The organism is Streptomyces sp. NPDC001027 (genome assembly GCF_040299045.1).
Taxonomy (GTDB): domain Bacteria; phylum Actinomycetota; class Actinomycetes; order Streptomycetales; family Streptomycetaceae; genus Streptomyces.
Genome location: NZ_JBEPBI010000008.1, coordinates 75703 through 94397, shown reverse-complemented (window position 1 = coordinate 94397; position 18695 = coordinate 75703). Strand labels below are relative to the sequence as shown.

At 72.7% G+C, this 18695-nt stretch carries 16 protein-coding genes; 12 read left to right on the top strand and 4 right to left on the bottom strand.

What is annotated here, in order from left to right:
- Window positions 1–126 precede the first annotated feature (126 nt).
- The 6 genes from ABT300_RS04975 to ABT300_RS04950 all read left to right on the top strand — a co-directional run bounded on the left by ABT300_RS04975 (window position 127) and on the right by ABT300_RS04950 (window position 6059).
- Entirely contained in the window at window positions 127–417 is a 291-nt protein-coding gene (locus ABT300_RS04975; protein ID WP_351672213.1) for a hypothetical protein, read from the top strand.
- Between the two features lie 20 nt (window positions 418–437).
- Window positions 438–632, top strand: a complete 195-nt coding sequence (locus tag ABT300_RS04970) for a hypothetical protein (protein ID WP_351672211.1) — start codon at window positions 438–440, stop codon at window positions 630–632.
- A 298-nt stretch (window positions 633–930) separates the two neighbouring features.
- Window positions 931–1218, top strand: a complete 288-nt coding sequence (tatA, locus tag ABT300_RS04965) for a Sec-independent protein translocase subunit TatA (protein ID WP_057579596.1) — start codon at window positions 931–933, stop codon at window positions 1216–1218.
- A gap of 47 nt (window positions 1219–1265) precedes the next feature.
- Window positions 1266–2210 (top strand): twin-arginine translocase subunit TatC, encoded by a 945-nt coding sequence (tatC, locus tag ABT300_RS04960; protein WP_351672208.1) that lies wholly within the window; start codon window positions 1266–1268, stop codon window positions 2208–2210.
- 31 nt (window positions 2211–2241) lie between these two features.
- A complete protein-coding gene (locus ABT300_RS04955; protein ID WP_351672206.1) occupies window positions 2242–3132 on the top strand; it encodes a diacylglycerol kinase in 891 nt (296 codons plus the stop codon).
- A 74-nt stretch (window positions 3133–3206) separates the two neighbouring features.
- Window positions 3207–6059, top strand: coding sequence for a DEAD/DEAH box helicase (locus tag ABT300_RS04950; RefSeq protein WP_351672204.1), 2853 nt, complete (start codon window positions 3207–3209; stop codon window positions 6057–6059).
- A 238-nt stretch (window positions 6060–6297) separates the two neighbouring features.
- Here ABT300_RS04950 and atzF read toward each other — a convergent pair whose 3' ends face one another.
- Genes atzF through ABT300_RS04930 form a run of 4 tightly spaced genes read right to left on the bottom strand, consistent with a single transcriptional unit; the run spans window position 6298 to window position 12891 of the window.
- Window positions 6298–7950, bottom strand: coding sequence for an allophanate hydrolase (atzF, locus tag ABT300_RS04945; protein WP_351672202.1), 1653 nt, complete (start codon window positions 7948–7950; stop codon window positions 6298–6300).
- An 11-nt stretch (window positions 7951–7961) separates the two neighbouring features.
- Window positions 7962–11468: a 5-oxoprolinase/urea amidolyase family protein gene (locus ABT300_RS04940; protein WP_351672200.1), complete on the bottom strand. Its 3507-nt coding sequence runs from the start codon at window positions 11466–11468 to the stop codon at window positions 7962–7964.
- Complete coding sequence (locus ABT300_RS04935) at window positions 11465–12067, bottom strand: urea amidolyase associated protein UAAP2 (protein ID WP_351672198.1); 603 nt, start codon at window positions 12065–12067, stop codon at window positions 11465–11467. Before ABT300_RS04935 ends, ABT300_RS04940 begins: the two co-directional genes overlap by 4 nt.
- The gene (locus tag ABT300_RS04930; RefSeq protein WP_351672196.1) at window positions 12064–12891 is read right to left on the bottom strand and encodes an urea amidolyase associated protein UAAP1; all 828 of its coding nucleotides are present in this window, start codon (window positions 12889–12891) and stop codon (window positions 12064–12066) included. The genes ABT300_RS04935 and ABT300_RS04930 overlap by 4 nt, the downstream gene beginning before the upstream one ends.
- Window positions 12892–13065: 174 nt before the next feature.
- Between ABT300_RS04930 and ABT300_RS04925 the strand changes: the two genes are divergently transcribed.
- From ABT300_RS04925 to ABT300_RS04900, 6 genes are all read left to right on the top strand, one after another.
- Window positions 13066–13692: a TetR/AcrR family transcriptional regulator gene (locus tag ABT300_RS04925; RefSeq protein ID WP_351672194.1), complete on the top strand. Its 627-nt coding sequence runs from the start codon at window positions 13066–13068 to the stop codon at window positions 13690–13692.
- Between the two features lie 348 nt (window positions 13693–14040).
- Window positions 14041–15663, top strand: a complete 1623-nt coding sequence (locus tag ABT300_RS04920; protein ID WP_351672192.1) for a sensor histidine kinase — start codon at window positions 14041–14043, stop codon at window positions 15661–15663.
- Window positions 15660–16067 carry a roadblock/LC7 domain-containing protein gene (locus ABT300_RS04915; RefSeq protein WP_057579584.1) on the top strand — a complete coding sequence of 136 codons (408 nt, stop codon included), beginning with the start codon at window positions 15660–15662 and terminating at the stop codon, window positions 16065–16067. Before ABT300_RS04920 ends, ABT300_RS04915 begins: the two co-directional genes overlap by 4 nt.
- Complete coding sequence (locus tag ABT300_RS04910) at window positions 16064–16486, top strand: DUF742 domain-containing protein (RefSeq protein ID WP_351672190.1); 423 nt, start codon at window positions 16064–16066, stop codon at window positions 16484–16486. The genes ABT300_RS04915 and ABT300_RS04910 overlap by 4 nt, the downstream gene beginning before the upstream one ends.
- The gene (locus ABT300_RS04905) at window positions 16467–17087 is read left to right on the top strand and encodes a GTP-binding protein (protein WP_107444888.1); all 621 of its coding nucleotides are present in this window, start codon (window positions 16467–16469) and stop codon (window positions 17085–17087) included. The genes ABT300_RS04910 and ABT300_RS04905 overlap by 20 nt, the downstream gene beginning before the upstream one ends.
- A 59-nt stretch (window positions 17088–17146) precedes the next feature.
- Window positions 17147–18688, top strand: coding sequence for a cytochrome P450 (locus tag ABT300_RS04900; protein ID WP_351672187.1), 1542 nt, complete (start codon window positions 17147–17149; stop codon window positions 18686–18688).
- Window positions 18689–18695: the final 7 nt, after the last annotated feature.

Below are 18695 nucleotides of genomic sequence, written 5' to 3'. Positions count from 1 at the left end.
GGCCGCCCGCGAGGCGCTGGCGGCGTACGACGGTTACGAGGCGGCGGGAGCGGCCGCCGCCCCGGTGGCCGTGCAGGCGGCGCCGCAGCAGGGCGAGGGTCGGATCGACGGGCGGGAGCAGGGGCTTTGAGCGAGTCGGTGACGTCCGGGGTGCGGACGCTGTCGGTGGCGTCCGCGTTCGCGGGGATGCGCAGTGTGGCGCCGGTCCTGTTCCGGGCCGGCTGCCCGGACTGCCGGGGCCGTTTCGAGCTGACCGCGAGCGCGCTGCGGCTGGCGATCGGCGCGTCCAGCCGTACCACCTTCTACTCGTTCACCTGCCCCGACTGCGGGGCGGCCGTGCGCAAGCCGGCCGGCGAGCGCATCGTCGAGCTGCTCACCGGCGGCGGGGTGCGGACCCTGCGCCTGCAGACCCCGTAGCGGGGTCTAGGCTCGGCCCCATGTTCTGGCCGATGTGCGCGGTGGCGTTGGGTTTCGCGGGTCTCGCCGTTCTGGCGGTGTTCGCCGTGCGGGTCTTCCTCGAGGCGCGGCGCCTGGGCCGGCAGGTCGCGGAGTCCGCGCGGCGCATCGACCGGGCCGCTCAGGACCTGGAGCGGGCGGCGGTGAGCGCGGCGCGTGCCGCGGACGCCTTGTGACGGGCCTTTCCCGCTGGTCGGCGCGGTGAGGCGCGGGCGTCGGGCTGTGGTCGTTCGGTGAGTCCCGGGGCGAATGCGTTTTGGGCCACTTCGCCCTCCCGCGCCGGTGGGGGAGGCAGGTACGCTGCTGATCGCGGCCCGGATAACGAGGCCCGGACCGCGCACCGGGAGTAGGCACAGGGATTGCCTCACGTTTACCCCTGAGCGTTACGATCGCTGTCAACACGATCGTTCGGACAGTTGTCCGACCGGTCGGACGGTAACCACCCCCGCAGCCTCGGTGAGAAGGTAAAGACTTATGTTCGGAAGGCTCGGCGCCCCCGAGATCATTCTCATCCTCGTCGTCGTCATCCTGCTGTTCGGCGCCAAGAAGCTTCCCGACATGGCGCGGTCGCTCGGCAAGTCCGCTCGCATCCTCAAGAGCGAGGCCAAGGCGATGAAGGAAGACGGCAGCAGCACGGCCACTCCGGCCGGCCCGCCCCACAACGACGAGCAGCCCCCGGCTCAGCGCACCATCCAGGCCTCCCCCGGTGACGTGACCAGTTCCCGCCCGGTCACCGAGCCGACGGACACGACCAAGCGCTGACGCAGGGCCGGTGACCTCCGGCCCGCCGCACGAGATGGGAACGTGGGTTGCTGAAGTCTGCCCGCAAAGAGGAGATGGACCCCGAGGGGCGGATGCCCCTCGCGGATCACCTTCGTGAGCTCCGCAACCGGCTCGCGAAGGCGATGCTGGCCATCGTCGTCGTGACGATCGTGGCCGCCTTCTTCTACAAGAACATCATCGAGTTCTTCACGAACCCGATCCTGCACGCCGTGGGGTGCGAGTCCAGTTTCGCGGAGCTGGCGCACCAGCGCAGCGCCACCTGCGCCCGCATCGTGCTGAACGGTCTGCTCACGCCGTTCACGCTCGCCCTGAAGGTCTCCCTGATGGCCGGCGTGATCTTCGCATCGCCGGTCTGGCTGTACCAGCTGTGGGCCTTCGTCGCGCCGGGCCTGCACCAGCACGAGCGCAAGTACGCGTACGCGTTCGTCGGCACGGGCGTTCCGCTGTTCCTCGGCGGGGCGTTCTTCGCGTACAAGACGCTGCCGACCATGGCCAAGGTGCTGCTCCAGTTCTCGCCCGCGGACCTGGACAACCAGCTGCCGCTGGACGACCTGCTCGACCTGATCGTGCGCATGGTGCTGGTGTTCGGCCTCTCCTTCGAGCTGCCGCTGCTGCTGGTGATGCTCAACCTGACCGGGGTGCTCACCGGCAAGCGCATGCTCGGCTGGTGGCGCGGGATGATCATCGGCATCACGGTGTTCGCCGCGGTCGCCACGCCCAGCACCGACCCGCTGACCATGCTGGCGCTCGCCGGTCCGATCTGGGTCCTCTACTTCTGCGCGACTGCCTTCTCCCTGCTCAACGACCGCCGCAAGAGCCGTCGCGACGCGATGGGCCCGGCCGACGACGAAGCCTCCGACCTGGACCTCACGCCCGAGGACGTCGGCGAGGTCGAGACGGTCACGGCGAGCCGGTCGCTGCCGGAGCAGTCGACCACGGACCGCGTCAACGGTTATGACGACGTGACCTGAGAGGCGTCGTAGAGCTCTTAGGGTCAGGCTCGTGACCGGCGAGATCACCCTCTTCGTCAACCCCGCGGCGGGCCGCGGCCGGGGCGCCCGTGCGGCGCGGCCGGCCGCTTCCGCGTTGCGGGCGGCCGGCTACCGCGTGCGCACGGTCGTCGGCGAGAACGCCGGGGACGCCCTCGCCCGCGCGCGGGCCGCCGTCGCGGACGGCGCCGGCGCCCTGATCGCCGTCGGCGGCGACGGCATGGCCCACCTCGCGCTGCAGGCCGTCGCCGGCACCCGCACCCCGCTCGCCCTGGTCGCCGCCGGCACCGGCAACGACTTCGCCCGCGCCCTGGGCCTGCCGGTGCGCGACCCGGCCGCCGCCGGACGGCTGATCGCCGAGGCCCTCAAGGCGGACCGGATCCGAGACGTCGACCTCGGCCGGACCGGCGAGCGCTGGTTCGGCACGGTCCTCGCCTCGGGCTTCGACTCCCGCGTCAACGACCGCGGCAACCGTCTGCGCTGGCCCACCGGGCGCGCCCGGTACGACCTGGCGATGCTCGTCGAACTGGCGGCCCTGCGCCCCTTCCCGTACCGGATCACGCTCGACGACGGCGCCGTCCTGGAGGTCGAGGCGACCCTGGTCGCCGTCGGCAACGGTCCCTCCTACGGCGGCGGCATGCGGATCTGCCCCGGCGCCGACCTCACCGACGGGCTGTTCGACGTCACCGTGGTCGGGGACTGCAGCCGCACGACGCTGCTGCGGGTCTTCCCGAAGGTGTACCGCGGCACGCACGTGGAGCGCCCCGAGGTCACCGTGCACCGGGCGGCGAAGGTCGAGATCGCCGCCGAGGAGGTGTCGGGGTACGCGGACGGGGAACGTCTCGGACAGCTGCCGCTGACCGCCCGGTGCGTGCCGGGCGCGGTCCGGGTCGTCGGGCCCTGAACCCTTCCGGCACGGCGTCGGCCGTGCCCCTGTGAGCTGGGCGTACCGAGGTTCGAGGGCGGCGGATCCGGATAATGATCGTCCTGTTGTCGGTGCGGCCCGGTACGCTCGAAAGCACGATGACAGAGGATCTCTCCCCGGCCGAGCGGTACGAGGCGGCGCGCAAGCGCGCTGTCGAGCAGGCCACCTCGCTCGCGTCCTTCCGCGAGATGTACGACTTCGGTCTCGACCCCTTCCAGATCGAGGCCTGCCAGGCGCTCGAGGCGGGCAAGGGCGTCCTGGTCGCCGCGCCCACCGGTTCCGGCAAGACGATCGTGGGCGAGTTCGCCGTCCACCTCGCTCTCCAGCAGGGCAAGAAGTGCTTCTACACGACGCCCATCAAGGCGCTGTCCAACCAGAAGTACTCCGACCTGTGCCGCCGCTACGGCAGTGACAAGGTCGGTCTGCTCACCGGCGACAACAGCGTCAACTCCGACGCCCCGGTGGTCGTGATGACCACCGAGGTGCTGCGGAACATGCTGTACGCCGGCTCCCAGACCCTCCTCGGCCTCGGGTACGTGGTGATGGACGAGGTGCACTACCTCTCCGACCGCTTCCGCGGCGCCGTGTGGGAGGAGGTGATCATCCACCTCCCCGAGTCGGTCACCCTGGTCTCCCTGTCGGCGACCGTGTCCAACGCCGAGGAGTTCGGCGACTGGCTGGACACCGTGCGCGGCGACACCGAGGTGATCGTCTCCGAGCACCGCCCCGTGCCGCTGTTCCAGCACGTCCTCGCCGGCCGGCGAATGTACGACCTGTTCGAGGAGGGCGAGGGGCACCGCAGGGCCGTCAACCCCGACTTGGCCCGCCTGGCTCGGATGGAGGCCTCCAAGCCCTCGTACCAGGACCGCAGGCGCGGCCGGAACGTGCGCGAGGCCGACCGTGAGCGCGAGCGCCGGCAGCGCTCGCGGGTGTGGACGCCCGGGCGGCCGGAGGTCATCGAGCGGCTCGACGCCGAGGGGCTGCTGCCCGCCATCACGTTCATCTTCAGCCGGGCCGCCTGCGAGGCAGCCGTCCAGCAGTGCCTGTACGCCGGGCTGCGGCTGAACGACGAGGAGGCGCGCGCCGAGGTCCGCGCCCTGGTCGAGGAGCGGACCGCCGCCATCCCCCAGGAGGACCTGCACGTCCTCGGCTACTACGAGTGGCTGGAGGGCCTGGAGCGGGGCATCGCCGCCCACCACGCGGGCATGCTGCCCTCCTTCAAGGAGGTCGTCGAGGAGCTGTTCGTACGCGGCCTGGTCAAGGCCGTCTTCGCCACCGAGACGCTCGCCCTGGGCATCAACATGCCGGCCCGCTCGGTCGTCCTGGAGAAGCTCGTCAAGTGGAACGGCGAGCAGCACGCCGACATCACCCCCGGCGAGTACACCCAGCTCACCGGGCGCGCGGGTCGCCGCGGCATCGACGTCGAGGGCCACGCCGTCGTGCTGTGGCAGCGCGCCATGAACCCCGACCACCTGGCCGGGCTCGCGGGCACCCGTACCTATCCGCTGCGCTCCAGCTTCAAGCCGTCGTACAACATGGCGGTCAACCTCGTCGAGCAGTTCGGGCGGCACCGCTCGCGCGAGCTGCTGGAGACGTCGTTCGCGCAGTTCCAGGCCGACCGCTCGGTGGTCGGGATCTCCCGGCAGGTGCAGCGCAACGAGGAGGGTCTCGAGGGCTACAGGTCCTCCATGACCTGCCACCTCGGCGACTTCGACGAGTACGCCAGGCTGCGCCGCGACCTCAAGGACCGCGAGACGGAGCTGGCGAAGCAGGGCGCGGCCCAGCGGCGCGCCGAGGCCGCCGTGGCCCTGGAGAAGCTCAAGCCCGGGGACGTCATCCACGTGCCCACCGGCAAGTACGCGGGGCTGGCGCTGGTACTCGACCCGGGGCTTCCCGCCGGGCGAGCCAACGGCCACCGCGGCTTCGACCACCACGACGGGCCGCGCCCGCTGGTCCTGACCGCCGAGCGGCAGGTCAAGCGGCTGGCGTCGATGGACTTCCCGGTGCCGGTCGAGGCGCTGGACCGGATGCGGATCCCGAAGACGTTCAATCCGCGCTCGCCCCAGTCCCGCCGTGACCTGGCCTCGGCGCTGCGCACCAAGGCCGGGCACATTCCGCCGGAGCGGGCCCGCAAGCAGCGCTCCCAGGCGGCCGACGACCGGGAGATCGCCCGGCTGCGCACCGCGATCCGGGCGCACGCCTGTCACGGCTGCTCCGACCGGGAGGACCACGCCCGCTGGGCCGAGCGCTACCACCGGCTGCTGCGCGACACCTCGCAGCTGGAGCGCCGCATCGAGGGACGCACCAACACCATCGCCCGTACCTTCGACCGGATCGTGGCGCTGCTGACCGAGCTCGACTATCTGCGGGGCAACGAGGTCACCGAGCACGGCAAGCGGCTCGCCCGGCTGTACGGCGAGCTCGACCTGCTCGCCAGCGAATGCCTGCGCGCCGGCGTCTGGGAGGGGCTCGCCCCCGCCGAACTCGCCGCCTGCGTCTCCGCGTTGGTCTACGAGGCGCGGGTCGGCGACGACGCGATGGCGCCGAAGCTGCCTTCCGGCAGGGCGAAGGCCGCGCTCGGGGAGATGGTGCGGATCTGGGGCCGGCTGGACGCGCTGGAGGAGGACTTCCGGATCAGCCAGACCGAGGGCGTGGGACAGCGCGAGCCCGACCTCGGGTTCGCCTGGTCCGCCTACATGTGGGCCTCCGGAAAGGGGCTCGACGAGGTGCTGCGCGAGGCGGAGATGCCGGCCGGCGACTTCGTGCGGTGGTGCAAGCAGGTCATCGACGTGCTGGGGCAGATCTCGGCGGCTTCTCCTGCGGAGGGCTCTACTGTGGCGAAGGCTGCGCGTAAGGCTGTCGATCAGCTGTTGCGGGGGGTTGTGGCGTACTCGTCGGTGGGGTGAGTGGGGGTTCGTGGGCGGTTGCGCAGTTCCCCGCGCCCCTGGGGGGCGTGTGCCCTGACCTTGGACATGGGGGCCCGGGGTTTGGGTGCGCAGTTCCCCGCGCCCCTGAGGGGGTGTGCCCTGGCCTTGGGTTCGGGGGGCCGGGGATTTGGTGCGCAGTTCCCCGCGCCCCTGAGGGGGGTGTGCCCTGGCCTTGGGCTCGGGGGCCCGGGGAGTCGGTGCGCGGTTTCCCGTGTCCCTAGGGCTGGTGTTGGTTTCGGTAGGTGCGCCAGCTGGTGTGGGGGGTGATGTCCTCGGCGTTCTTCAGGGCGCTCGGCTCGCACAGGAAGCCGGGGACCGCGGTGCCGTCCGACAGTTGCACGCTGCCCAGCGTCATCGGGCGGGGGAGTGCGGACAGCAGGCGGCCCAGGCCCTGTGCGGGCAGGCGCCACACCTCGACCTCGATCGCCGCGCCCCCCTCGCCGACGTGCTCGAGGCCCGGCTTCGGGGGTGAGGTGCGCAGGGCGTGCAGCCGGTAGACGGGGGCGGTCGTGGTCGTGACGTCGAGCCGGGCGCCCACCGCCAGCAGCTGCGGGTTCAGCGGCTGGCCCGTGAGATGCGCGCCCACGACGGCCAGTCGGGTCTCCGGCTGGAGGAGGGCGGCGATCCGCGCCAGCCGCTCGTCCGTGTGCGCCGGTCCGACGAGCATCACGCCGAAGGGGAGGCCCTTCACCTCGCCGGCCGGCGTCGCCACCGCCGCCAGGTCGAAGAGGTTGGTGGAGTTGGTGAAGCGGCCCAGCCGGGCGTTGGCGCCCAGCGGGTCGGCGGCTACCTCCGCGAGCGTGGGGTGTCCGGGGGCGGTCGGCAGCAGCAGGGCGTCCGCGTCGGCCAGTTCGGTCAGTGCGCGAGTGCGCAGGGCGGCCAGCCGGTCCTGGTCGGCGAAGAGCCGGTGGGCGGGGATGTCGCGGGCGCCGACGATGATGGCGGCGACCGTCGGGTCGAGGCCCGCCCCGCCCTCGGCGACCGCCTTGTCGACGAAAGCGCCCACGGCGGTGTAGCGCTCGGCCACGAAGGCGCCCTCGTACAGCATGGCCGCGGCCTCCGTGAAGGGGGTCAGGTCCAGGGGGCGGAGTTCGGCGCCGGCCGCCGCCAGCTGCCGGGCCGCCGCCTCGTACGCCTCGCCCCAGCCCTCGTCCAGCTCGCCGAGCTGCGCGCGCGGCGGGACGGCGATCCGCCAGGGGCCGGGAGCGCGCGCGGGGAGGGCGGGCGAGGGGCCGGCGGCCATGTGCGCCAAGGCCTGCTCGGCCTCCGCGAGGGTGCGGGCGAACACCGTCACGCAGTCCAGGGACGCGCACGCCGGGACGACGCCGGCCGTCGGCACCAGGCCCCGGGTGGGCTTCAGTCCGACGATGCCGTTGAAGGCGGCCGGCACCCGGCCCGAGCCGGCGGTGTCCGTGCCGAGCGCGAGGTCGACGATGCCGAGGGCGACCGCGACGGCCGAGCCGGAGCTGGAGCCGCCGCTGACACGGGCCGGATCCCACGCGCCTCGGACCGCGCCGTACGGGGAGCGGGTCCCCACCAGGCCGGTCGCGAACTGGTCCAGGTTCGTCGTGCCGAGCAGCAGCGCGCCGGCCGCGCGCAGACCGGCCACCGCCGGGGCGTCCTCGGCGGGCTCGTAGGCGTACGCCGGGCAGCCCGCGGTGGTGGGCAGTCCGGCCGCGTCGATGTTGTTCTTGACGGCGAAGAGCCGTCCGGCGAGGGGGAGTCGTTCGCCGGCGGCGACGCGTTCGTCGATCGCGCGGGCCTCCGCCTCGGCCTCCTCCCGTGGGCGCAGGCCGATCCAGATCTCGGGGCGGTCCACGGCCTCGACGCGGTCGTAGGCGGCGCGGATCCGACGGAGCGTCGTCGACATGGGGGTTCCTCTCAGTTCGCGGCCGGGGCCAGGACGACCAGCGCCGTCCCCGCCTCCACCTGGTCGCCGGGCCGGGCCAGCACCTGCGCCACCACGGCGTCTACGGGCGCCTGCACCCTGGACTCCATCTTCATCGCCTCCAGGGCGAGCAGCGGCTGACCGGCGCTCACCTCGTCGCCGGGCGAGACGTTCACCTGCCACACGGACGCCGCGAACTCCGCCTCGACCAGCCGGCCGCCCGCGGGGACGGTCACCTCGGCCGGGGGTGCGGGCGCGGCCGTCGCCGCCTGGGCCCGCGCGAACTCGCCCGCCGCCTCCCACGCGTCGCGCTCCGCGGCGAACGCCGCCTGCTGTCCCGTCCTGAACGCGGCGATGGATTCGGCGTGTTCGGCGAGGAACGACCGGTACGCGGCGAGCGAGAACGTGCCCTCCTCGATGCGCGGGACGAACCGGCCCGAGGTGATGTCGGCGCGCAGTTCCAGCAGTTCGCCCGCGTCGACCGGGTACCAGCGGATCCGGTCGAAGAAGCGCAGCAGCCAGGGCGAGCCGGGTGCGAACGCGCCGCGCTGCTGCCACGGCGACCACACCTGCGTGGTCCGGCCCACGAACTGGTAGCCGCCGGGGCCCTCCATGCCGTAGACGCACAGGTACGCGCCGCCGATGCCCACCGAGTTCTCGGCAGTCCACGTACGCGCCGGGTTGTACTTCGTCGTCACCAGCCGGTGCCGGGGGTCGAGCGGGGTGGCGACGGGCGCGCCCAGGTAGACGTCGCCGAGGCCCAGGACCAGGTACTCCGCGGCGAAGACCGTGTCGTAGACGTCCGCCGGCGTGCCGAGGCCGTTGACGCGGCGGATGAACTCGATGTTCCACGGGCACCAGGGGGCGTCGTCGCGGACGCCGGCCATGTAGCGCGCGATGGCCTCCCGGGTCGCCGGGTCGTCCCAGGAGAGCGGCAGGTGCACGGTCCGGGAGGGCACGACCAGCTCGTCCGTGGGCGGCAGCGCGGCCACCGTCCGCCGTACGGCCGCGAGGAGTTCGCGCAGCGGGAGGCGGCCCGGGTCGGTCCGGATCTGCAGGGAGCGGATGCCGGGCGTGAGGTCGGTGACGCCGTCCTGGCCGGCCTCGGCCACCGCCTCCATCAGGGCGTGCACCCGCATCCGCAGGGCCAGGTCGAGCTGCATCGGCCCGAACTCGACCAGCAGGTTGTCGTCGCCGCTGCGCCGGTACGTCACGTCGCCGTCCCGGGCCAGCACGCCGCCGTCGACGATCACGGCGCGCGGGGCGCCGTCCACGTCCACTGGCCGGAAGCGGACCGTGTCGCCGGGGCGCAGCTGGCCCAGCTTCCAGCGCTCGGAGCTGAGGACCGTCGCCGGGCACACGAACCCGCCGAGCGAGGGCCCGTCCGGTCCGAGCAGCACCGGCATGTCGCCCGTGTAGTCGACGGCGCCGACGGAGTACGGCGTGTCGTGGATGTTGGACGGGTGCAGGCCCGCCTCGCCGCCGTCGGTGCGCGCCCAGCGCGGCTTCGGCCCGATGAGACGCACGCCGGTGCGGGCCGAGTTGAAGTGGACGCTCCAGTCGGCGGCGTAGAAGTCGCGGATGTCGTCCTCGGTGAAGAACTCCGGTGCGGCGTGGGGTCCTTCGACGGCGCCGACGTCCCAGACGGAGCCGAAGGACGGGGGGTCCGTGACCGGGGCGCCCTCGGCGGTGGCGCCGCCGTGCAGGACGTCCCCCGTCCGCAGCGCCCGTCCGCCGTGACCGCCGAACCGGCCGAGGGTGAAGGTGCTCGCGCTGCCCAGGAAGGCGGGGACGTCCAGGCCGCCCGCGAACAGGACGTAGGTGCGCAGCCCGTGTGCGCTCGGCGCGCCGACCTCCAGCAGGGAGCCGGCGGGCACGGTCACCGGTTCCCACTGGGCGACCGCGGCGCCGTCCACGGTGACGGGTGCGGGCGCGCCCGTCACGCAGACGGTCGTGGCGTGGCTGAACCGCAGTGCCGGACCGCGCAGGGTGCACTCCAGGCCCGGGGCGCCCTCGGGATTGCCCAGGGCCCGGTTGCCGAGGCGGAAGGAACGGTCGTCCATGGGGCCGGACGGGGGGACGCCGACCTGCCAGTGTCCGGTGCGGCCCGGCCAGTCCTGGACGGTGGTGAGGGTGCCGCCGGCGACCACCTCGACGCGCGGGGTGGGGTCGTGCACCTCGGAGAGCGTCGCCGTCGAGTGGGCGGCCGTGACCACGCGGTCGTCGGTCAGCGCCGCCCGCACCAGCCCCAGATTGGTCTCGACGCCGTCGACGCGGGTGCGGGCCAGGGCGGCGTCGAGGCGCTGCAGGGCCTCCGTGCGGTCGCGGCCGTGTGCGATCACCTTCGCGAGCATCGGGTCGTACGACGTCGTCACCTCGGTGCCGGTCTCCACCCAGCCGTCGACGCGCACCCCCTCGGGGAACTCCACCCGGGTCAGCAGACCGGCGCTCGGCCGGTGTCCGCGGCTCGGGTCCTCGGCGTAGAGGCGGGCCTCGACGGCGTGGCCGCGCGGCGGTCCGGGGTCGCGGACGACGTCCTCCTCGCCGCGCGCCAGGCGCAGCATCCAGCCGACGAGGTCGACGCCGTAGATCTCCTCGGTGACCGGATGCTCCACCTGCAGACGGGTGTTGACCTCGAGGAAGTACGCCTCCTCGCGAGCCGCGTCGTAGACGTACTCGACGGTGCCGGCGGAGCGGTAGCGCACCGAGGCGCACAGGTCCCGGGCGCCGGCGGCGAGCCGGGCGCGCACATGGTCGGGGATGCCGGGCGCCGGGGCCTCCTCCAGGACCTTCTGGTTGCGGCGCTGCAGCGAGCAGTCGCGGTCGCCGAGGACGACGACGCCGCCCTCGCCGTCGCCGAACACCTGGACCTCGACGTGACGGGCGTTGCCGACGAGCCGTTCCAGGAAGACTCCGGCGGTGGAGAAGGAGGCCGCGGCGACGCGCTGGACGCGTTCCCAGGCGTCGGCCAGCTCGTCGGGTCCGGAGCAGGCCGACATGCCGATCCCGCCGCCGCCCCCGGTCGCCTTCAGCATCACCGGATAGCCGATGACCTGGGCCTTCTCCTGCGCTTCGGTCAGCGAGGCGAGCAGTCCGGTCCCCGGCGCCAGGGGCACCCCGGCCGCCTGCGCCGCCGCCCGGGCGGTGTGCTTGGCGCCGAACAGTTCCAGCTGCTCGGGCGTCGGGCCGACGAAGACGACGCCGGCGTCGGCGCAGCGGCGGGCGAACGACGCGTCCTCGGAGAGGAAGCCGTACCCCGGGTGGATCGCCCCGGCCCCGGTGTCCTTGGCGGCCCGCAGGACGAGGTCGCCGTCGAGGTAGGACTCCTTGGCGGGAGCCGGTCCGAGCCGCACCGCCTCGTCGGCGAGCCGGACGTGCGGCGCCGAGCGGTCGGGGTCGGAGTACACCGCGACCGTGCGCAGGCCGAGCTCGCGGGCGGTGCGGATGACGCGGACGGCGATCTCACCGCGGTTGGCGACCAGCAGCGTGTCGAAGGTCATGCGCCGGCCGCCTCGGTGATCGTCATCTCCACCGCCGTCGGCTCGAAGCCGTTGCACGGGTTGTTGATCTGCGGGCAGTTGGAGACCAGCACCAGCACGTCCCGTTCGGCGCGCAGCGACAGGGAGAGACCGGGCGCGGAGAGGCCGTCGACGATGCCGAGGGCGCCGTCCTTCTCGACGGGCACGTTCATGTACCAGTTGACGTTGGAGACCAGGTCCCGTTTGCCGAGGCCGTGCCGGGCGCCCTCGGCGAGGAAGTTGTCCACGCAGGAGTGCTGGGCGAACGTGTGGTGGCCGTAGCGCAGGGTGTTGGACTCCTTGGAGCAGGCGCCGCCGACGGTGTCGTGGCGGCCCACGTCGTCGGCGGTCACCGTCATCAGAGCGGTGTGCTCGTTGGACATCAGCACGCTGCCCGTGGTGAGGAAGATGCCGCCCTGGGCGTGGACGGTGTCGGGGGCGCTGTAGCGCACGGACGTGTCGTGGGCGTCGTACACGAGGAAGTCGACGGCCTGGTTGCCGTGCAGGTCGGTGATGTCGAGGGTGGCGCCGGCGCGGACGACGGACGACCAGGCGGCGCGGGCGGGAACGACGGTCTTCATGCGAGCCCCCGGGCGGTGAGGTGTTCGGCGGTGTTGAGGAAGGCGCGGCGGCCCTCGGGGGTGGCGTCCCACAGCGGGTCGCCCGGCCGGGTCGGGCCGGCCCGCCAGGCGAGGACTTCCAGCGCGGTGCTGACGTACTGCGGGCGCGGGTCGGACGGGTGCGGCACGTTGGCGATCAGGACCGTCACGTCCTGTTCGGCGCGCAGGGTGACGCTGCCGCCCGGGCCGGCCGACCCGACGAAGTCGAGGGCGCCGTCCTCGCCGACCCGCACGCCCTGGAAGAAGGAGAGGGAGGGCGGCAGGTCGCGCGGCTCGAGGCCGTTCTTGGCGGCGGCCAGCTTGAACAGCTCCCGGCCGGCCGGAGAGGGGGACTGCGGGGCGCCGTCGCCGTAGCGCTCGGTGTTGCGCACGAGCGTGGAGGTGCCGCACAGGGCGTCGTGCCGGCCGGCGGTGTCGACGACGACCGAGGCGAGGACGCGCCCCTGGTCGGAGAGGAGCAGGACGCCCTCGCCGAGGTAGGCGTTCCACTGCACCTTGACCGTGTCGGCGACGTTGAGCCGCTCCCAGGGGCGGTCGGCGGCGAACAGGAGCAGATGGGCGCAGGCGTCGCCGTGCAGGTCGGTCAGTCGCAGTTCGGTTCCCCGGGCCAGCACGCGGTGGGTGTAGTTGCCGCCCGCGACCGTCTCGGCCCAGACCAGCAGCCCCGCCTCACAGGGCGGGGCCGGCCAGTCCCGGGCCGGGACGACCGGCATGCACTCGGCGTGTGCGCCCTCCTGGGCCCGGGCGTGGGCGCGTGCTCCGTATGTGGTCGCTGTCGCCGCCATGGCGGACCTCCGCAGCTCGGTTCCGTCACTGTCGCGCTGATTTCTGTCGCCCGACAGAAATTAGGTCCGGGGCGGGTCGCCGCCGTTGCCCACCGGTTGCGGGCCGGTTACCGACTCCTCACCGGGCGCCCGGTCGAAGATCGCGGGACCGGGGCGTGTGCGAGGATCGAAGGCATGGGGACGGACAGCGGGCGTCGAGTGGGCCGGCCGCGTGCCGCGCAGCGTCCGGACAGCGGGCTCGCGCCGCGCGCCGAACTGCTCGTGGCCGCCGCGGAGTTGTTCACCACGCGCGGTTACGCCGCCACCACGACCCGGGCCGTCGCCGAGCGCGCGGGCATGCGCCAGGCCTCCATGTACCACTACGTCTCCGGCAAGGAGGAGCTGCTCGCGGACCTGCTGGAGTCGACGGTCACGCCGTCGCTGACCTGCGCCCGCGAGCTGCTCGCCGACGCCGCGCGCCCGGCCGAGGAGCGGCTGTGGGAGCTGTGCCGCACCGACGTGGAGCTGCTGTGCGGCGGTCCCCACAACCTCGGCGGTCTCTATCTGCTTCCCGAGGTGCGCGACGAGCGGTTCGCCGGCTTCCACGCCGTGCGCGCCGAGCTCAAGGACGCCTACCGTCGGCTGATCGCCGCGACGAAGGCGGGCGACGCACTCGACGCGGACGAGCTCGACGTGCGCACCGACCTGGTCTTCGGGCTCATCGAGGGCGTCATCCTCGTGCGCCGGTCGGGTCCGCAGGGTTCGGCCTCACGTTTCGCCCGCGCCACCGCGGACGCCGCCCTGCGCATCGTGCGCGACTGACGAAAGCCATGTGCGGGGTCGCGCGCGACTGACGAGAGCCGTGTGCGACTGACGCGAGGGCGACCGCGCCTCGCCCCGTACCGCTCGAAGGGCGGTGCCGCCATCCGTCCCGGTGAACTGTTTCGCACGCGCGTACGTCGCTACTCCTCGTGTTCGCACGATTGCGAGACGTGTAAATGGGCTGAGGTTACTCCACGTACGGGAGCGGTTTCAGGCGGTTGCCGAATATGACACGGCGATGATCCGGTCGGACTAAGCTCGCCCGCGGTGCACCGAGTTGAGACGAATTCGTGCGCTTGTTCCCCGATATCCCGAAGATGACGACAGATCCCTACAGAGGGTGCCCACATGGTGAGTGTTCAGTCCCCACCCGGTCGCCGAGAACTGCCCCTTGCGCGTGTGCTGTTGCTGCCCGCGATACTGATGGCCGCGGCGACCGGCGCCGCCGTCGCCCTGGTGGCGGCGCAGGCCCGGGTCGCCGTCGGCGTCTGCGGAGGCCTCGCCACCCTTCTGGTGATCGTGGCGGGAGCCGAGTCGGTCCGCCGCGGCCGGCGACTGCGGGAACTGCGCGCGGAGCGGGACCAGCGCCTGGCGTACCTGGAACGACGGGTCGCCGACCACGCCGAGGAGAACCGCCGCCTCGCCCAGGAACACGTGCCGAGCGCCGTTCAGTGGCTGCGCGCCGGAAATTCCCCCAGGGAGGTGATGCGCGACCTCAGCGAGAGTGATCCTTCGTTCCGCGAACTCGACGACGCACAGCGTGCCGTGGTCCGCAGGATCCTCGACATCGTCGACCACGAGGAGTCCCTGCGCGACTCCGCCCAGCGCTCCTTCGTCAGCGTCGCCCGCCGGGTGCAGGCCATCGTCCACCAGCAGGCCGCGGAACTGCGGGAGATGGAGGAGGACCACGGCCGCAACCCCGAGGTCTTCGACGACCTGCTGCGCATCGACCACGGCACCGCGCTGATCGGTCGCCTCGCCGACTCCATCGGCGTGCTCGGCGGCGGCCGACCGGGCCGCAACTGGCCCCAGCCGGTCCCGCTGTACAGCGTGCTGCGCGGTGCCATGTCCCGCATCCTCGAGTACCGGCGCATCCAGCTGGACTCCATCGCCAAGGTCAACATCCGCGGGCTCTCCGTCGAGCCGCTCATCCACGCGCTCGCCGAGCTACTCGACAACGCCACCCGCTACTCGCCCCCGCAGAGCAAGGTCCACGTCAACGCGGTCGAGGTGCAGACCGGCATCGCCGTCGAGATCGAGGACGCCGGCGTCAGCCTCAGCGAAGAGGCCCGCGCCAAGGCCGAACGCATGCTGGAGCAGGCCAAGGCGGGCGTCGACATCCAGGACGTCGGCGGCACCCCGCGCCTGGGCCTCGCGGTCGTCGGCCGTCTGTGCACGTCGTTCAACCTCCAGGTCTCGCTGCGCACTTCGGCCTACGGCGGCGTCCGGGCCGTCCTCATCGTGCCGAGCGAGATGCAGACCTCCGATCCGGCTCCCGGCTTCGCGCACGGCATCGGCGCCACCGCCGTACCGCAGATCGACCTGAGCGCCATCGGGGAGGGCCCCAAGCGCCCGCCCAAGAAGCGCCGCCCCACCAACGCGCGCATCCCGGCCGGAGTGTCCCTGACCGACGACGTGCCCGAGGTCACCGAGTGGACCGAGCAGGGCCTGCCCCAGCGACGCAGCAAGACGACGATCTCGATCACCCAGCGCTACCGGGAGGCGTACGCCGCCCAGGAGGCCGCCCGCGAGGGCAAGCCCGACCCGTTCGCACGGCCCGAGCCGGAGCCGCAGCCCGCGCAGGAGAAGCGCGAGCCCGGACTGGCCTTCGAGGCCTTCTGGGAGGGCCTGAAGAAAGTCGCTCCGCCCGGCGTGCACCCCACGGACTTCACCCGCAATCCCACCGCCTACCTGCACCTGCTCGAAGACAAGGCCAAGACCGAGGCCGACGATGAAGGGGACCCCACGTGATCCAGCAGCGCCAAAACTTCGACTGGCTGCTCAAGGAGCTCTACGACGGCGTTCCGGGCATCGAGATGATCGTGGTGCTGTCGGCCGACGGACTGCGCATCGCCCGTTACGCCGGCGACCCCGACGCCGCCGACCGGGTCGCCGCGGCCTGCGCCGGCCTGCAGAGCCTCGCCACCGCCGTCGGACAGGAGATCCACTCCAGCAACGGCGAGATGGACATGGTCGTCATCGACCTGAGCGGCGGCTACTTCTACATGATGTCGGCCGGCGCCAACGCCTACCTCGCGGTCCTCGCCGACGTGCGCTGCGAGGCGGGCCGGATGAGCGGCATGATGCGCGACCTGGTCGTCCGCATCGGCGCCCACCTGACCAGTCCTCCCCGGCGCAACGGGCAGAACGTATGACCCCTCCGCAACGCCGGCGGCGACAACCCCTGCCCGTCCCCCCTCCGCAGCCCCCGCCGTCCCCGCAAGCCGCGGAGCCCCCGCAGGAGGGGGAGGGCAAGAACCCCGAACGGCTGTACATCATCACGGGAGCCGACGGGGAACGGGCGCCCCTCGACCTCGTCACCCTGATCGTGGCGTGCGCCGAGACGCCTTCGTCGGCCCCGCCGGAACAGACCGCGGTGCTGCGGATGTGCCGCGCCCCGCTCTCGGTGGCCGAGGTCTCGGCCTATCTGGGCCTGCCGTTCAGCGTGGTGACGGTGCTGCTCACCGAGATGCTGGCGGCCGAGCTGGTCCAGGCACGCGCCCCCATCGTCCGGCAGCAGCTCCCCGACCGTTCCCTTCTCGAAGCGGTGATGCATGGACTTCAACGGCTCTGACACGCTTCCCGGCCCACGGGCCGAGGACCACCTGCCGCACACCACCACCGCCGCGGCGAAGATCGTCATCGTGGGCGGCTTCGGCGTCGGCAAGACCACCATGGTCGGTTCCGTCAGCGAGATCAGGCCGCTGACCACCGAGGAGACGATGACCCAGGCGGGCATCGGCATCGACGACGACTACGGCTCCGAGACCAAGACCGCCACCACCGTGGCCATGGACTTCGGCCGCATCCGCATCACCGACCAGGTCGTGCTCTACCTCTTCGGCACCCCCGGCCAGGAGCGTTTCTGGTTTTTGTGGAACGGCCTCTTCGAGGGGGCGCTGGGCGCGGTCGTCCTGGTCGACACCCGCCGCCTCGAGGTCAGCTTCGAGGTGATGGGCCGGCTGGAGGAGGGCGGCGTCCCCTTCGTCGTCGCCGTCAACACCTTCCCCGACGGCCCCCGTTACCCCCTCGACGACCTGAGGGCCGCGCTCGACCTGCCCCCGGAGATCCCGATCGTGGAGTGCGACGTCCGGCGCCGCGCCTCCAGCCGCGACGTCCTGATGACCCTCATGCGCTTCCTGCACTCCCTGGCGCTCAGCCGCAGCCTCACCTGACCCGCACGGCACCCTCATCCACCGACACCGGATTCAGCACAGTTTCGGAGCGACCCCCTGTGACTCCCGAACACCCCACCCCCACCGGCGCCCCCACCGGCGCCCCCACCGGCCCGTCCGACCTCGCCCTCGACCCGCCGACCGGCTGCCCCGCGCACCTGCGCGGCCCCGGCGGACTGGCCCGCCTCTACGGCCACGGAGCGGAGGACCTGAACGAACTGTACGAGCGACTGCGCGAGGAACACGGCCCCGTGGCGCCCGTCCTCATCCACGACGACCTGCCGATGTGGATGGTCCTCGGCCACGCCGAGAACCTGCGCATGACGCGCACGCCCTCGCAGTTCACCAAGGACAGCCGCATCTGGTCGCAGCTGGGGGACGGCAAGGTCCGGCCCGACCACCCGCTGATGCCGCACATCGCCTGGCAGCCCATCTGCGCCCACGCCGAGGGCGACGAGCACAAGCGGCTGCGCGGCGCGGTCACCGCGGCCCTGGCCACCATCGACGACCGCAGCGTGCGCCGCCACATCAACCGCTCCAGCCAGCGCCTGGTCAACCGCTTCTGCGAGAAGGGCGGTGCGGACCTGGTCGGCGACTTCGCCGAACACCTCCCGATGGCCGTGATGTGCCACGTCCTCGGCATGCCCGACGAGTACAACGACACGATGGTGCACGCCGCCCGGGACGCCCTCAAGGGCACGGAGACCGCGGTCGCGAGCCACGAGTACGTCGTGGGGGCGCTCGCCCGGCTCACCGCCCGTCGCCGCGCCGAGCCCGAGGACGACTTCACCAGTCACCTCATCGGCCACCCCGCCGGACTCACCGACGACGAGATCAGGGAGCATCTGCGCCTGGTCCTCTTCGCCGCCTACGAGGCCACCGTCAACCTGCTCTCCAACGTGCTGCGCATGGTCCTCACCGACCCGCGTTTCCTCGCCCAGCTCAACGGCGGCCAGATGACGGTGGCCGAGGCGGTCGAGCAGTCACTGTGGGACGAGCCCCCGTTCAGCACGATCTTCGGCTACTTCGCCAAACAGGACACCGAGCTGGGCGGTCAGCGCATCCGCCGGGGCGACGGCCTCTTCTTCGCGCCGGCGCCCGGCAACGTGGACCCCCGGGTACGCCCCGACCTGTCCGCCCACATGCAGGGCAACCGCTCCCATCTCGCCTTCGGCAGCGGCCCGCACGAGTGCCCCGGCCAGGACATCGGCCGCGCCATCGCCGACGTCGGCGTCGACGCGCTGCTGATGCGGCTGCCGGACATCCAACTCGACTGCGACGAGGACGAGTTGCGCTGGACGACGTCCATCGCCTCGCGACACCTGGTGGAGCTGCCGGTCCGGTTCGAGCCGAAGCCCCAGCAGGACGTCAAGCACAAGCCGAGCCACGCCCCCGTCCCGCCGCAGCGCACCATGCGTCCGGTGAGCACCCCGCCGCAGACCACGCCCGCACCGGACCCGGTCACCGCGCCCCCCGCCCCGCCCCGCCCCGCACCGCCTGCGCCGACGGTCGCGGCCGCCGCGCAGCCGGCCTCGCCGTCCTCTCCGGCCCGCAGGCCCAACGCCTGGCGCCGCTTCCTGGCCTGGTGGCGCGGCTACTGAGCCGGAG